Annotated in this window: 13 protein-coding genes and 2 tRNA genes; 9 read left to right on the forward strand and 6 right to left on the reverse strand. The window is 53.1% G+C overall.

The features are described from left to right. Window positions 1-258 precede the first annotated feature (258 nt). From ACQ4M4_RS05305 to ftsH, 9 genes are all read left to right on the forward strand, one after another. Complete coding sequence (locus tag ACQ4M4_RS05305; protein WP_430683430.1) at window positions 259-651, forward strand: RidA family protein; 393 nt, start codon at window positions 259-261, stop codon at window positions 649-651. Window positions 652-668: 17 nt separating this feature from the next. Further along, window positions 669-1058, forward strand: coding sequence for a hypothetical protein (locus ACQ4M4_RS05310; protein WP_430683431.1), 390 nt, complete (start codon window positions 669-671; stop codon window positions 1056-1058). An 86-nt stretch (window positions 1059-1144) separates the two neighbouring features. After that, window positions 1145-1909, forward strand: a complete 765-nt coding sequence (locus tag ACQ4M4_RS05315; RefSeq protein ID WP_430683432.1) for a cysteine hydrolase family protein — start codon at window positions 1145-1147, stop codon at window positions 1907-1909. A 173-nt stretch (window positions 1910-2082) separates the two neighbouring features. Then, the gene (locus ACQ4M4_RS05320) at window positions 2083-2562 is read left to right on the forward strand and encodes a cupin domain-containing protein (RefSeq protein ID WP_430683433.1); all 480 of its coding nucleotides are present in this window, start codon (window positions 2083-2085) and stop codon (window positions 2560-2562) included. A 45-nt stretch (window positions 2563-2607) separates the two neighbouring features. Then, window positions 2608-4242: a CocE/NonD family hydrolase gene (locus ACQ4M4_RS05325; protein ID WP_430683434.1), complete on the forward strand. Its 1635-nt coding sequence runs from the start codon at window positions 2608-2610 to the stop codon at window positions 4240-4242. Between the two features lie 114 nt (window positions 4243-4356). Further along, on the forward strand, window positions 4357-7044 hold the full coding sequence (locus ACQ4M4_RS05330; RefSeq protein ID WP_430683435.1) for a DEAD/DEAH box helicase: 2688 nt from the start codon (window positions 4357-4359) through the stop codon (window positions 7042-7044). A 153-nt stretch (window positions 7045-7197) separates the two neighbouring features. Next, a complete protein-coding gene (locus ACQ4M4_RS05335) occupies window positions 7198-8580 on the forward strand; it encodes an aldehyde dehydrogenase (protein WP_430683436.1) in 1383 nt (460 codons plus the stop codon). A gap of 594 nt (window positions 8581-9174) precedes the next feature. After that, window positions 9175-9369, forward strand: a complete 195-nt coding sequence (locus ACQ4M4_RS05340) for a DUF2949 domain-containing protein (protein ID WP_430683437.1) — start codon at window positions 9175-9177, stop codon at window positions 9367-9369. Window positions 9370-9901: 532 nt separating this feature from the next. Beyond that, window positions 9902-11776: an ATP-dependent zinc metalloprotease FtsH gene (ftsH, locus tag ACQ4M4_RS05345; protein WP_430683438.1), complete on the forward strand. Its 1875-nt coding sequence runs from the start codon at window positions 9902-9904 to the stop codon at window positions 11774-11776. A gap of 159 nt (window positions 11777-11935) precedes the next feature. On the opposite strand, the gene ACQ4M4_RS05350 is transcribed toward ftsH, so the two are convergent. The 6 genes from ACQ4M4_RS05350 to psbZ form a co-directional block, all read right to left on the reverse strand. Beyond that, on the reverse strand, window positions 11936-13183 hold the full coding sequence (locus ACQ4M4_RS05350; protein ID WP_430683439.1) for a glutamate-5-semialdehyde dehydrogenase: 1248 nt from the start codon (window positions 13181-13183) through the stop codon (window positions 11936-11938). 14 nt (window positions 13184-13197) lie between these two features. Beyond that, a complete protein-coding gene (locus tag ACQ4M4_RS05355) occupies window positions 13198-13608 on the reverse strand; it encodes a hypothetical protein (RefSeq protein ID WP_430683440.1) in 411 nt (136 codons plus the stop codon). A gap of 389 nt (window positions 13609-13997) precedes the next feature. Continuing rightward, a tRNA-Gly gene (locus ACQ4M4_RS05360) sits at window positions 13998-14069 on the reverse strand. A gap of 75 nt (window positions 14070-14144) precedes the next feature. Next, window positions 14145-14216: transfer RNA gene (locus ACQ4M4_RS05365), tRNA-Gly, on the reverse strand. Between the two features lie 141 nt (window positions 14217-14357). Further along, window positions 14358-14930, reverse strand: coding sequence for a 6,7-dimethyl-8-ribityllumazine synthase (gene ribH, locus ACQ4M4_RS05370; RefSeq protein ID WP_430683441.1), 573 nt, complete (start codon window positions 14928-14930; stop codon window positions 14358-14360). A gap of 126 nt (window positions 14931-15056) precedes the next feature. Next, the gene (psbZ, locus tag ACQ4M4_RS05375) at window positions 15057-15245 is read right to left on the reverse strand and encodes a photosystem II reaction center protein PsbZ (protein ID WP_430683442.1); all 189 of its coding nucleotides are present in this window, start codon (window positions 15243-15245) and stop codon (window positions 15057-15059) included. Between the last annotated feature and the right edge of the window lie 169 nt (window positions 15246-15414).

Raw genomic sequence — 15414 nt, forward strand, 5'->3', positions numbered from 1 at the left:
TCAAAAACCGAAATGCGAATGGATGTATCGCCATATTGACATGACTATTTAACAGTTCCCCATACAGGCATGCCAGATTCAACGTAGGAAAAACATAGATTCGGATAAGGAAGCGAATTGACAAGGTTTGTGAATTCAGCGATACAAACCCAAACGAACTCGACCAATCAAACTATTACTTGATGTGACAATCTGCGCCCCCGGCCCAGATTTTCGAGATAGATTGAACTGTTTGAATTGTTTCGAGAGAGTATCGTTGTGCTGAAATACATTAACCTGCCGGAAGACGTTCTACCTGCGGTTGCCCCGTATTGCCACGCTGTCCGTGCTGGCGACTTGCTATTCGTTACAGGGCAACTGGCAGAAGATCCTGCGACTGGCAACGTGGTGCGTGGCCCTATCGATCAACAAACCATTCGCGTGATGGAAAATTTGAAGCTAGTGCTAGAGCACAGCGGCAGCAGCTTCAGCAAAGTGGTGATGGCACGTATCTTTATTACCGACTTTCGCATGTTTGAAACGGTGAATGATATTTACAAGTCTTATTTTGAGCCAGGTCGGTTGCCGGGTCGCACCACGATTGGGGTTACGGCGCTGGCGGGCTTTGGCGAGGTTGAAATCGACCTGATTGCCTACTGCGGCGAAGAATAGAACTGAGCGAAATTGGGGTGCTGAAAGGGAAGATACGGGGCGATCGCTCATCGATTGAGCCTGCCCAGTTTCACCTTTCAGCTAGTTCCACCGTTCAGCCCGTTTCACCCATCCGCCATGCATCCAACCGAGGTGGGTTTGTCTTTAATTCCACTATTGCCACAAGGCTTCAGCATGTCGTTCAGAATCTGCATCGTTTCTGCACAGTTTTGGATGACTTAGGTTGTGGCCTCAGCCGAACGAGCCCTCATCGACCTTCGGAATGCGGTGATGTTCTAGACGTGTGGTTATTGGTTGTGGAAGGGGTGCGATGCACCCCTACCACAACCAATAACCACACATTTGAAACACGACCCGGAATGCCGATTCCATCCCAAACCTCACCCTACACGCTTCACGCGATCTAAAGCCAACTGCGGGTGGTGTTCTCGAATACTGAATCGAGGTCTAGATTTGGCTTAAGACAAAACGATGTTCCACGGTATGTAATTTCATGAGTACGTTGCGAACCCTTGGTACACCCCCCGGAGCCTGGTATGTCGATGCCGACACGGCCGATATTTCTCGTCCGGCTTTGCCCGCCCAACGGGTGACCGTTCAAACCGAAACGAAAACGCTGCGCATCGATTTGGCAAAAACGGCCGTCATCATTATCGATATGCAAAATGACTTTTGCCACCCCGATGGTTGGTTGGCGTACATTGGCGTGGATGTGACCCCAGCGCGATCGCCCATTGGCCCATTGCAAGCATTTCTACCCGCCATGCGATCGCAGGGTGTGCCCATCATTTGGGTGAACTGGGGCAACCGTCCCGATCTGCTCAACATTAACCCTGCTACCCGCCATGTCTACAATCCCACAGGCGATGGCGTGGGCCTGGGCGATCCCCTGCCCAAGAGCGGCGCTCCAGTCCTGCAAAAAGATAGCTGGGCGGCGGCGGTCGTGGATGAGCTAGAGCAGCGACCCGAAGATATCAAAGTCGATAAGTACCGCATGAGCGGATTTTGGGACACGCCGCTGGATAGTATGTTGCGAAACCTGGGCAAAACCACGCTGCTGTTTGGCGGGGTCAATGCCGATCAGTGCGTAATGGCCACCCTGCAAGATGCCAACTTCCTGGGATATGACTGCATTCTGCTGAGCGACTGCTCGGCCACCACCTCACCCGAATTTTGCTGGCAGGCCACCCTGTACAACGTAAAGCAATGCTTCGGGTTTGTGGCCAGTTCCCACGCATTCCTGGATGCTGTTAAGTAGTGCGTTGTTCAATCGTTTGCTGAACGAGTGGGCTTACCGCTAACGTTCGCTCGTCATGCATGCGGGTGTTCGATGTCTCAATGGCCTGTTCGCTGAAATTCCGCCTGTGTTCACTTGAATTTGCCGACGGTTCCTTTGGTGTTATCCCAGCTTTGATCCTGGAGGATCTGCATATGACGACCGATGTAATGGTGGATGAAACGACCGAGAGCTGCGTCATACCCGTGGTGAAAACCCCTCACGACTACCAGGCGTTTCGCATTAGCCCCAACGATACCAACCGACTGGCGATTGTGTTTGATCCCACGGTGGCGAATATGTCCCTCACCTACTGTGTCGAAATTTTTGACATCGGCGGCAAAACGCCTCCCAATCGCCATCAACTTGCTGTGGAAATGTTTTTTGTGTTGAAGGGCGAAGGCCGCGCCACCTGCGATGGCAAAACGGTAGAAATTCGCGCTGGAGACAGCATGCTAGTTCCTGCCACCGGAACCCACGAAATTGAGAACACGGGGGCAGGACGGCTGTATGCGCTGTGCATTATGGTGCCGAATGAGGACTTTGCCGAACTGATTCGCAGCGGTACACCCGTGGAACTGGATGAGGAAGATATGGCCGTACTGCGGCGATCGGATATGTTGGCTAGGGTTTAATTTTTACAGGTTGCAATGACTGGAGTTTTGAAACAAACACACTCAATGCAGACTCGCGATGGAGTGCGACTCGATGCGGATGTGTACTACCCCAATGTGCCGGGGGAGTTTCCAGTCTTGCTGATGCGGCAACCCTATGGACGAGCGATCGCCTCCACGGTCGTGTATGCTCATCCCCAGTGGTATGCTGCCCAAGGCTTCATTGTGGTCATTCAGGATGTGCGCGGACGCGGCTCATCCGCAGGGGAATTTCACCTGTTTGCCCATGAGCTAGAGGATGGCTACGACACGGTGCAATGGGCCGCTCAGCTACCACGCAGCACAGGCGAGGTGGGCATGTATGGCTTTTCTTATCAGGGCATGACTCAGCTTTATGCCGCCGCTGCCAAGCCACCGGCCCTTAAAACCATTTGCCCCAGCATGGTGGCTTACGACCTGTATGCGGATTGGGCCTATGAAGGTGGCGCATTCTGCTACCAGATGAATCTGGGTTGGGCCTTGCAACTGGCCTGTGAGACCGCGCGGCGGGACGGAGATGAGCAAGCTTATCGAGAACTGTACGCTGCCGCCCACTCCTTGTCGTTTCCCGATCCTGTCTGTCCCCGCTCCGACATTCTGGAACGTCTCGCGCCAGATTCTTTTTATCACGACTGGTTGGGCAATCCCGATCCCACCTCTAGCTACTGGACAACGCTTTCCCCACAAACGTTTTTGGGGGATGTGGATTTGCCCATGCTGCACATTGGCGGTTGGTTTGATACGCACCTGCGGGGTACGCTGCGCTTGTATCGGGCGATCGCCCCTCGTAGTCAGCATCCCCAGCACCTGTGGGTGGGGCCGTGGGCGCATTTGCCGTGGGGCCGTCGGGTGGGCAATACCGACTATGGCTCTCAGGCCAACTCCCCGATGGATGTCTTGCAGGTGCAATGGTTCAACCAATTTTTGAAAGGGAAGGACACCGGGATCCTGCAACAAGCTCCAGTTCACCTGTTTGACCTGGGGAAAAAGCAGTGGCGCGAGTTTGAGACCTATCCCCCTGATGCCATGCGATCGCTGCATCTCTTGAGTGATGGGCTGGCCATGATGGGCGATCAGCATGGTGAGTTGGTGTCTGATGCTGATGGAGACGCACCTGCCCTGCCCGATGTGCTGGTGCACGATCCCTGGCGACCCGTTCCCGCCATGGGCGGCCATGCCACGATCCCGACAGGACCGTGCGATCGCTTCCTGTTGGATAGCCGCACCGACGTAGCCACCTACACCACCGAACCCTTGGTGGAATATTGGTCCATTGTTGGCGAACCCGTTGTGGAGCTGTATTGTAGTGCCGATGCGCCCAGCTTTGACCTGTGTGCAGTGCTGTCCGAGGTCATGGCAGATGGGCGTGTTATCTATATTTCTCAAGGCTATCTGCGGGTGGATTTAGCGGACGTGGGAGCGATCGCACCTCACCAGATCACCCTCCAACCCACCTGCATCACCCTTCTGGCAGGCAGTGCGTTGCGCCTGAGCATCAGCGGTGCCTGTTTTCCCGCCTATGCCATGAACCCCGGTACCGGAACTGAACCCTACGATAGCCGCTTAATCGAGGCCAGAGTCATCACCATCACCATTGCAGCGGCAGAGTTGGGGCGATCGCGCCTGATGTTGCCCCATATCTTTTCGGCTGCGGCACGTTAACCTTGAGAAAACGGTGGGTTCATTTCTGTAAGCAATTCCAGCATGGATTCTTCGTGTTCTCTGGATTGCTTTATCATGACACTGAACTCTATCAATACTTTGTCAACAAATTGTGTGGACGTTTCTTCCCGATCAAGTGCTCTAGATCTAAAATCCATTTTTCCGTTTGAGCTGGATGACTTTCAGCTAGAGGCGATCGCCGCACTGGACGATGATCAGTCGGTCGTGGTGTGTGCCCCCACGGGCTCTGGTAAAACGCTGATTGGTGAATATGCCATTCACCGAGCCCTGTCACGGGGTGGACGAGTTTTTTACACTACGCCACTCAAGGCATTGTCAAACCAAAAACTAAGGGATTTTCGCGATCGCTTTGGGGAAGATAAAGTTGGCTTGCTGACGGGCGATGTCTCAGTGAACCGGGAAGCGCCCATTCTGGTGATGACCACCGAAATTTTCCGCAACATGCTGTACGGCACGCCCATCGGCCAAGTGGGCACCTCGCTCGAAGGCGTTGAGGCCGTCGTGCTGGACGAATGCCACTACATGAACGATCGCCAGCGCGGCACCGTGTGGGAAGAATCCATCATTTACTGTCCCAGCAATGTGCAGTTGGTGGCATTGTCTGCGACTGTAGCCAATAGCGAACAGCTCACTGATTGGATCGACAAGGTTCATGGCCCCACCAAACTTATCTATTCCGACTTTCGCCCAGTGCCGTTGGAGTTCAGCTACTGCCACCCCAACGGCATGGTGCCACTCCTAAATCCACAGAAAACCGCCATCAATCCCAGCCTCAAGCGTAAGAAAACCAAGAACCAGCAGGGCAAACAGCGTCCCCGACAAGAGGCCCCCAGCATTTCTGCGGTGGTGCAGCATTTGGCCCAGCGTGACATGCTGCCCGCCATCTACTTCATCTTTAGTCGGCGCGGATGTGACATGGCCGTGAGTGAAATGCAGGGCCAAAAGCTGATTACAAGAGAAGAGCAAGCGTCTCTAAAAGCGCAAATTGATGCCTTTTTAGAACGCAATCCCGAAGCTGCCCGCGCTGGACAGGTTGAGCCGTTGTATCGGGGCATTGCCGCCCACCATGCCGGAATTTTGCCCGCGTGGAAGGTGCTCGTTGAGGAGCTATTTCAACAGGGGTTGATCAAAGTGGTGTTTGCCACAGAAACGCTGGCAGCCGGAATTAACATGCCGGCTCGCACCACTGTCATTTCTAGCCTGTCGAAGCGGACGGATCGGGGGCATCGCCTGCTCAATGCCTCAGAGTTTTTGCAGATGGCGGGGCGGGCCGGACGACGCGGAATGGATGAGCGGGGCTATGTGGTTGCGGTGCAAACTCGATTTGAGGGCGCAACAGAAGCCGCTTATCTGGCGACCGAAGGCCCGGATCCGCTCGTGAGCCAGTTCACTCCGGGCTATGGCATGGTTTTGAACTTGCTGCAAACCCATACGGTTGATGAAGCGCGGGAGCTGGTAGAGCGCAGCTTTGGGCAATATTTGGCGACGTTGCACTTGCAGCCACAGCAGCAGGCGATCGCGGATATTGAAGCTGAAATTGAAATGCAGGAAGCGCAGTTGGCCCATGTTGATATGCCCCAACTGTTGCAATACGAAAAGCTGAATGAGCGCTTGAAGGAAGAACGGCGACTGCTCAAAATTCTGCAACAGCAAGCTATGGAAGTGCGATCGCAGGATTTGCTGACGGCCTTGCCTTATGCCATTGGGGGCACCATTCTCACCCTCAAGGGCAAGCATGTTCCGGTTGCGACCCCTTTGCCTGCCGTGTTGGTGAGTAAGGTGCAAGGTTCGGGCCAGTTTCCCTACTTCATTTGCCTATCGCGAGAAAATCGTTGGCAGGTGGTGACTGCGCATGATGTGGTAGGTCTGCATGCTGAGTTTCCCCGGATTCAGCAGGTCGATCATCTAGAAATTCCGCCAGAGCTGCCGCATAAGCCAGGACAGGCCCGCTCCGGTGGAGATGAGGCGGCTGCGATCGCCCAGCTGATTCCTTCTATTACTTCCGAAACCTACACCGCGCCCGAAGTTCAGGCCCAGCAAGAACGGGTCGAAGCCGTCGAAGCAGACTTAGCCAATCACCCGGCTCAACATTGGGGGAATCCGGCTCAGTTGCTGAAACGGGTGCGCCGACTCCAGCGTTTGCAAAATGAGATGGGCGATCGCCAGCAAAAGCTGGGCAGACATGTGCAGCGCTATTGGCAAGAATTTGTAGACCTGATGAACATCTTGAGTGAGTTTGGCTGCCTGGAATCGGAAAATGACAGCGGGCGTGTTGAGCCAACGATTCTGGGTCAAATTGCGGCTGCCATTCGGGGGGACAACGAGCTGTGGCTCGGGTTGGCGATGGCCTCTGGCGAACTCGATGCACTCGATCCACACCATTTGGCAGCGGCCTGTGCCGCGCTGGTGACCGAGGTTTCTCGGCCCGATGGCTGGACTCGATTTGACCTGTCTCGCGAAGTGGAAGAAGCGCTGGAAGGTTTGCGCAGTACGCGCCGCCAGCTCATTCGCTTGCAGCTTCGCTACCAGGTGGCGCTGCCCGTGTGGATGGAGTACGACTTCATCTCCCTGATTGAACAATGGGCATTGGGCCTGGAATGGACGGAACTGTGTGCCGGAACCAGCTTAGACGAGGGCGATATCGTGCGCATTTTGCGACGCACGCTCGACTTCCTCACTCAAGTTCCCTACGTGCCCAACCTGCCAAGCGAACTTAAGCAAAATGCAATTCGCGCGATTCAACTGATCGATCGCTTCCCGGTGAAGGAGGCAGTGGATTGACCTCCAAACCGATTGTGAAATTACGTTAAGCTGAACGTTGGGTGCGATCGCCTGTCATCCTTGTCCTTGGTTGAGGATGAAAGCGCCCAGCTTCCCGGCTTCATTTTCACGATCCGGGGGTGTTCAGTGAGCCCAGGTTAGGAGCAAATACGCATGGTGCAACTTGTCACTCAGGACATTGAGGCGATGCTAAAAGGGCAACGCGCCTACTTTGCCACAGGAGCCACTCGGGATGTGGCCTTTCGACTGGAGCAGCTTAAGCGTTTGCGGCAAGCCGTGTCTCAGCATCAAACCGATTTGGTAGAAGCGGTACAACAAGATTTGCGCCGTCCCACCTTTGAGGCGTACACCTTTGAAATTGGCGTACTGATGGAAATCGACTACGCTATCAAACACCTGAAACAGTGGGCCAAGCCGAAGCGCGTGTTCACCTCGCTGTTGCAATTTCCCTCGACAGCCAAAATCATTTCGGAACCGCTGGGTGTGGCGCTCATTATTGGCCCCTGGAACTATCCCGTTCAGCTAATGCTGTCGCCGCTGATAGGTGCGATCGCTGCGGGCAATTGTGCTGTGCTCAAGCCTTCTGAACTCGCTCCTCATACCTCGCGGGCGATCGCCACTCTCATCAAAAACACCTTCGACCCCGCCTACATTTCTGTCGTTGAAGGTGGCGTTGAAGCCAGCCAAGCGCTGCTGGCTCAATCGTGGGATCACATCTTCTTCACGGGCGGAACCGAAGTGGGCAAGGTTGTGATGCAAGCCGCCGCTCAGCACCTGACCCCCGTCACGCTAGAGCTGGGTGGCAAAAGTCCCTGCTTTGTCGATGCCGACGTAGACATTGAAAAAACGGCGCAGCGCATTGTGTGGGGCAAGTTCATCAATGCGGGACAAACCTGCATCGCCCCCGACTATCTTTTGGTCGATCGCCGCATCAAGCCTGCCCTGATCGATGCCATCTGTGCAACGGTGCGCCAGTTTTATGGCGATGACCCAGCACAAAGCCCTGATTTTGGACGCATTGTGAGCGATCGCCACTTTCAACGGGTTTCCCAGCTGTTGGCCAGTGGTAACACCATTCTCGGGGGCGAAACCAATGCCAGCGATCGCTACATTGCCCCTACGGTGCTCGATCAGGTCTCCTGGAATGACCTCGTCATGCAAGAAGAAATCTTTGGCCCCATTCTGCCCATTTTGGACTACGACAACCTGGATGACGCAATCGCCCAAGTGACCAAACGAGCAAAACCGTTGGCGCTTTACATCTTCTCGCGTGATCGCGCTTACCAGAAAACCATTCTGGAGCGTACTTCCTCTGGCGGCGTGTGCATCAACGACGTGGTGCTGCAAGTGGCCGAATCCAACTTACCCTTTGGCGGCGTTGGCCCCAGCGGCCTGGGTAGCTACCACGGCAAAGCAAGCTTCGATACCTTCTCCCACGCTCGTAGCGTACTGTACAAGTTTTTCCGATTCGACCTCGACTGGCGCTATGCCCCCTATGCCGACAAGACGGGGTTCTTGAAAAAGCTCATCAAGTAGCCCTTTTAGAACTGATGCACGTGTGGAGTGTGTCGAGTTTGAAGCACTCGATACACCCCACAAGCGTGCTTGATTTGGCGGGTTTGCGGAGTCCTGCGTTTCTGCTGAGCTCTCCAGCTCCCAATCCACACGGTTCATCTGGCGATCGCGATGGTCTAAATCACCACTCAACATGATTGCAATTATTGCAAGCTCGCTCTCTGTCTTGGGTCAAAGACGGATGGCGAGCCGCTTTGTTTTGCAAAACTTTTTGCACATAACGCGTAATTGTCGCGTAAGATACCGAAAATATTGGGTCAGGGTCAACGATTTTGGCTGGATGCCAAGTCGTGTTCCAGTAAAAATTCTGTCCCTCCTCACAGTTTTCTCATTTTTCCAGCCCATAATCTGAGAAATCTGTTAGAGATTTCAGTCTTACATACCCCATTTGTCAGATTTCCTTTGCTTGCGAAACCCATATCTTTAAGAGGATTTAAGCAATTTGCAAAGTTGTGCCATAAGGCGATCGCAACCGTTATAATCTTCAACATCAATCCTGAAATTTTGTTTCAAAACTTAACAATACAGAAATTTGCTTCATATAGGAGAGTCGTTATGGCAGGAGAGTCAACACAGGCCCGGTTAATTCGTTTCCTCAAAGATGAACTCGCGATTCCGGCGGCGTCTATTCAAGTTGCGCTCAAGCATCCCGAACAAGATTCCAACATGCTGCCCATGGTGCTGTGGCAGTACGGCCTCATTACGCTAGAGCAGCTCAACCGCATCTTTGACTGGATGGAGACGGCCTAAGCTTACGTTGCCAACGACTCTCTCTAAGGCAGGACCTGAGCGTCCTGCTTTTTTTGTGCATTGTAGGGGATAGGCGATCGCCATGGGCAGCCGATTGAGCAGCTCCAGCCTGCCGAGTTTCTCAATAGCCGTAACCTTCCTAAAACCAAGGGGGGATGAGGTTCGGATTTCCAGCCCTGAGAAGGAGCCAGCTCCACCCCTGCAAAGTTTTAAGATAAGTAACAAGGATGTCTGTACTACAGATTTGGAGCTTACGCATGGGTGCTGGGGGTGGAATACGACGCCCACCCGCACGCAGCTACTGTTGGTTCAGTAGATTATTCGTGGATGAATTGAGTGGACTTGCGTAAGTTCTGAGATTGTTGGGCTTCGAGAGTAGATTGCGGGCGTCACGTTTCCCACTCGGCGCTGGGTCAAGTTGCTGCGGTGTTGTCCTGGTTCGATATAGCCAAGTGCAACCACAAGTACCCGATCGCGATCGCGCTCTCTTTCCTTGCAGGCCACGGGTTCTATTTCTGAGGAGCATTCCCAAATGCCAGTAAAAAAACAACCAAGACCGCCGCGATCGCGCCTCTTTGGCACGGTTTTGTTGCTGCTCTCAAGTGCTTATTTAATTATTAGCTTGGTATTTCCGAGTCTGTTTGGGCCATCGGTTCCCCGGGTTCCCTACAGTCTATTTATTCACGAAGTAACCGAGGGCGACGTGGCTCGGGCTTCCATTGGGCAAGACCAAATTCAGTATCAGTTGAAAGATGAAAACGGAGAGCCTGGTGAAGTCTTTTCCACAACCCCCATTTTTGACCTGAACTTGCCCAACCTGCTTCAGGAAAAAGGGGTTGAGTTTGCTGCCATTCCCCCTGCTCGCGGCAACTGGTTTACCAGCCTGTTGGGATGGGTGATTCCGCCGTTAATCTTTGTGGGCATTTGGCAATTCTTTTTGGCTCGTGGCGGCGGTGGCCCCCAAGCCCTGTCGATTGGTAAAAGCAAAGCCAAGGTCTACTCGGATGAGGATGGCGGTCGGGTCACGTTTACCGATGTAGCAGGTGTTGAAGAAGCCAAGACCGAACTGGTCGAAATCGTTGAGTTTTTGAAAAATCCCAAGAAATTTACCCAACTTGGGGCGCGCATTCCCAAAGGAGTGCTGCTCGTTGGCCCTCCAGGAACGGGTAAAACCCTAATGGCGCGCGCGGTGGCGGGCGAGGCTGGGGTTCCCTTCTTTAGCATTTCGGGTTCCGAGTTTGTGGAGCTGTTTGTGGGGGTCGGTTCCTCTCGTGTACGAGACCTGTTTGAGCAGGCAAAAAAACAGTCTCCCTGCATCATCTTTATCGATGAATTGGATGCAATTGGTAAGTCTCGCGCCAGCAATGGCTTCTACGGTGGGAACGACGAGCGCGAACAAACCCTGAACCAGCTGCTCACCGAAATGGATGGCTTTAACGCGGGGGAACAAACGGTGATTGTGCTGGCGGCAACCAACCGTCCCGAAACGCTTGACCCGGCCTTGCTGCGTCCTGGTCGTTTTGATCGCCAAGTGTTGGTCGATCGCCCTGATTTGGCTGGTCGATTGGCCATTCTGGAAATTCATGCGAAATCGGTCAAACTGGGCGAGAATGTTGATCTAAGGGCGATCGCTACCCGCACTCCAGGCTTTGCCGGAGCCGATCTGGCTAACCTAGTCAACGAAGCGGCCCTATTGGCTGCTCGTAACAATCGCCAAGCAGTTGCCCAAGAAGACTTTGCCGAAGCCATTGAGCGAGTTGTGGCTGGTCTGGAGAAGAAGAGCCGCGTGCTCAACGAAAAAGAGAAAAAGATTGTGGCTTACCACGAAGTCGGTCATGCCATGGTGGGTGCGCTCCTATCCGGCACCAACAAGGTTGAGAAAATCTCGATTGTTCCGCGCGGTATGGCGGCACTGGGCTATACCCTGCAACTGCCAACCGAAGATCGCTTCTTGCTCAGCGAAACTGAGCTAGAGGGTCAAATTGCAACCTTGTTGGGAGGGCGATCGGCAGAGGAAATTGTGTTTGGCAGCATTACCACTGGAGCCGCAAACGACCTGCAACGCGCCACCGACCTGGCTGAGCGCATGGTAACGACCTACGGCATGAGCAAGGTGTTAGGTCCCTTGGCCTATCAGCAAGGGCAGTCCAACAATTTCCTGGGTGGCGAGATGGGCAATCCCCGTCGCATGGTGAGCGAGCAAACCGCCGAAGCTATCGACCGCGAGGTCAAAGGCATTGTGGAGACGGCGCATCAAAAAGCGCTAGATATCCTCGCTCAAAATCGCGACATTTTGGAGGAGCTATCGACCAAGCTGCTGGATCGCGAGGTGATTGAAGGGGCAGAACTGCATAGCTACCTTGAGCGAGTGCAGGGGCTCAACCACAAGGTTGCAGAACCTGTGTAATATCTGGGTTAGATGGCGATCGCGACTGCCCGTGAACCGCCATAATTGCTAGAAAAGAGCCTTTAGCATTGCTGAGGGCTCTTTTAATTTGCGTGGCAAGCCTGTTGGAGCCTGTACTTGCTGAGGGGAAAATCAGGTGGGAACTTCGCTCATAGGCTTTTACCTGCGATTTCCCTGAACTACATGTTTGACCGTGGTTAGGCTTTCAAGCGAGATAATGCCGCGTCGTTGCCCCTTTTGATTGGACATACCAAGCGAAATGGGCATTCCTCGTGCGGGGTTGCGATGAAATCGAGGCGATGTGTTGATGTACGTGACTGCGCTATTGATGCGCCGGGCAAATTCGTAGCTTTCGGTATAGGACTCGGTCGCTAAGCAGTCGGCGTGTCCGCTGCTGTAGGCATTAATCCACAGGATTGCCTCATCCAAATCATCCACTACTTTAAATAAAATAGTGCGATCGAGGGAAGCTCGAGACCATTGAGTATCTTCGGCCAGGATGAGGTCAGGAAATTCAGAAACCAATGCCTCATCTCCCCGAATTTGGAATTTTGCCTCTCGAAGCGATCGCCACAATCCCTGCAAAGTCGTCAGATCCTGATTGCGATGTACCAAAACTTTTTCGATCGCATTTACCGGATCGGGCTCACCTTCATAGCTGTCCAAAACCATCCATCGAGCAGTCTCCAAACTGCCCGATGGCGACCAATATAAATAGCAGTTTCCAATGGCCGTTTTCAACACGGGAACCGTTGCTTGCCGCACAACCTGCTTCACCAAACTCGTGCGCCCATAGGGAATCACCAAATTGATGTACTGCTCTTGCGTAATCAACGGTTGCACCAGATCCCCTTGATCCGGGGGAATCATCCCCACACAGCCCAAGGGCATCCCCGCTTCTTCCAGCGCAAACTGCAGTGATTCTGCGATCGCCTGGTTGGAATGGCTCGCCTCACTGCTGCCCCGCAGCACCAAACTGTTGCCCGTACGAATGCAAAGCCCCGCCGCGATCGCCCCCAACTCAGGAAACGCCTCATAGACGAGCGCAATCACTCCCAACGGCATCAGTTGACAATACGTATGCGCATTCTCAACCTGAAACGGAGTATTGAGTAACTGCTGCACTGGATCGGTTAATTCAGACAACCGCTGCAAAATTTGAATGGCACTGTTAAGCCGTTCTGGAGTTAGCTTCAGCCAATCCAGCACCAAATCTGGCAGGGCCATTTCGCGCCCAGTTTCCAGATCCATCGTGTTGGCTTCCAAAATTTTGTCGCGATCTTCCTTTAGTGCCTTCGCCATCATTTGCAGCGCAGCACTACGCTCAGTCCCTTCAATGACGGCCAGGTCGAGCGATGCTCGATGGGCGCAGCGCAAAACCTCAATCCAGTCAGGAACAGAATTCAAGGAAGGATTACCAATCACGAACGTCTACAAGCCAACCAAAGCATAAAAACTAGCATCATAGACAGAGCCAGCGCTGCAATCACCCGAAAAGTTACACTTGAGCTTAGGGGCGACTGCAACGTGGTCACCAGCAGTAAAAACACCAACCCAAAGATGATGAGCAGCGTTAGTGGAATGTAGCCTCGGCTCAGGTTGGGATTCACAGAAACCCACTGATGCCCTGTCCATCGCCATACCCGCTTGTAAGGATAGTTGGTAGATAGCTGCTCAATGGAGTGACCGCTGTCTTGCACGACAAAGATTTGCTGACATCGATCGCACCCAAATGCCTCAGTCAACGCGATCGGAACTAACCGCCCACGCCGCCGACATGGGCAGGGATATTCGTCACCAAGGTCAATTTTTTGGGGCTTTTGGGTTTGCACAACGATGAGAATGTTAAGAAGTGAGGAGGCAAAAACCTGGGATTTATTTGAACGTTTGGGGAAGAAACCAGTCCGATTCTACCATTCCCCTTCTGAGGCGCTATCCTTCTCAGGGTTTCCTATCGATACTTTATACAAAACGCAAGAGTCTTGCTTGGAAAATCCAACCAGAGTCAGAGAACACGGTCCTACTCAAAACTGACTCTCCACCATGAACGATGGCTGTACACAATCGGTTTCATGTAAGTGCGCGAAGAAATTGCACCCCAAACGAGCAGCCTGAACTGAATCTTTTCCCTAAACCCATGAATTCAGGCAACGTCATTTTCAGTGCAAGCCGAGCCTGACCGAAACTTAAGTGATCAAGCCTGAGAGATAGACTGCTCAAAAGCGGGTAACGCGATTCGAACGCGCGACATTCACCTTGGCAAGGTGACGCTCTACCACTGAGCTATACCCGCATCATTTTGGCTCTCTAGCCAACCGCTCAGCAACTGCTTTCAAGGCGATTTCACATTGAAAGCGGTTAATCTGAAAGCGGGTAACGCGATTCGAACGCGCGACATTCACCTTGGCAAGGTGACGCTCTACCACTGAGCTATACCCGCATCACTTGCGCTTCTGTTTTGCATTTAGCGCATTAACTAGAATGCCAAAGTTATCTGCCTCTGTCAATACTTTTCAGCCCATTTGTTCAGGAAAAGGTGAGAACTGGCACGATGGGCTGAAAAGAGGTGTCTAGGATGAGGCTAGTCGGCAGTGTCGGCAGCGGCACTTTTCAACGAAGGCATGAGGGCAGGATTGCTGGCAGCCGCGATCGCCCCTTCTCGCCCCTTGGGGCTGGCTGCATAGATTTGGCGCATGAGGCTACCCATCTCAATGGCACTCATGGCAAATTCCCAGCCCTTATTGCTCTTAATGCCTGCCCGCTCTAGCGCTTGCTGTAGCGTATCGGTCGTCAGCACTCCAAAAACAACGGGAACCCCAGTTTGCAGCTGAGTAGAAGCAATACCCTTGGATACCTCGCCTGCCACATAGTCAAAGTGAGGAGTTTGCCCCTTGATCACAGCCCCTAAGCAAATGATGGCGTCGTAGCGTCCCGATAGGGCCAATTGCCGCGCCACCATGGGAATTTCAAAACTGCCAGGAACCCAGGCGTAATCGACCTGCGAACCTTGGGGATCGGGGTCAATGCCGTGCCGCTTCAAGCAATCCTGACAGCCTTCCAACAGTTTGCCCGTTACTAGGTCATTGAATCGGCCAATGACAATGGCAAACCGCAACGGTTCTGCCGCAACAAAGCTTCCCTCAAACACTGCCATGCACGTTGCCTCTCATTACCGTTTTGAACGTTAATCCAGAAATGCGAAAATGGGCGCTACATATGCGCCGTCACAAAAAATCGCCCACGTTGATAGCAACGATCTGGGCGACAACATTTTAATCAGTTAAACAACTAGGTAGTTTAGTGCTCCAACCAGAATCACCAAACCTACCCAAGCCAGCGAACCCAGCAGAATTAGGCGCTTAGATTGATCCCAATTCTGAGGAGAGGCGTAGGCAACTGGAACTCCAATCACCATGGCAAACGACATGAGCACCAAAGCGGCAAGCGCAATCTGGAACAGAATGGTCATTACTTTCCTCCCAACGAAGCAAAGGGCGTCTTTAATCTAAATGGATTACATCAAGATTTTTTTAATAAAAAGCCCCAGTAGTTAAGCTATCAGAAATCGACCCCACGCGGGATGTTCTCTGACAAGATTGAGACAAGACGTGTTTAGAGAGGGGCTAGGATTTAGGGGC

Source organism: Leptolyngbya sp. AN02str, assembly GCF_050565595.1.
Classification (GTDB): Bacteria; Cyanobacteriota; Cyanobacteriia; order Elainellales; family Elainellaceae; genus Kaiparowitsia.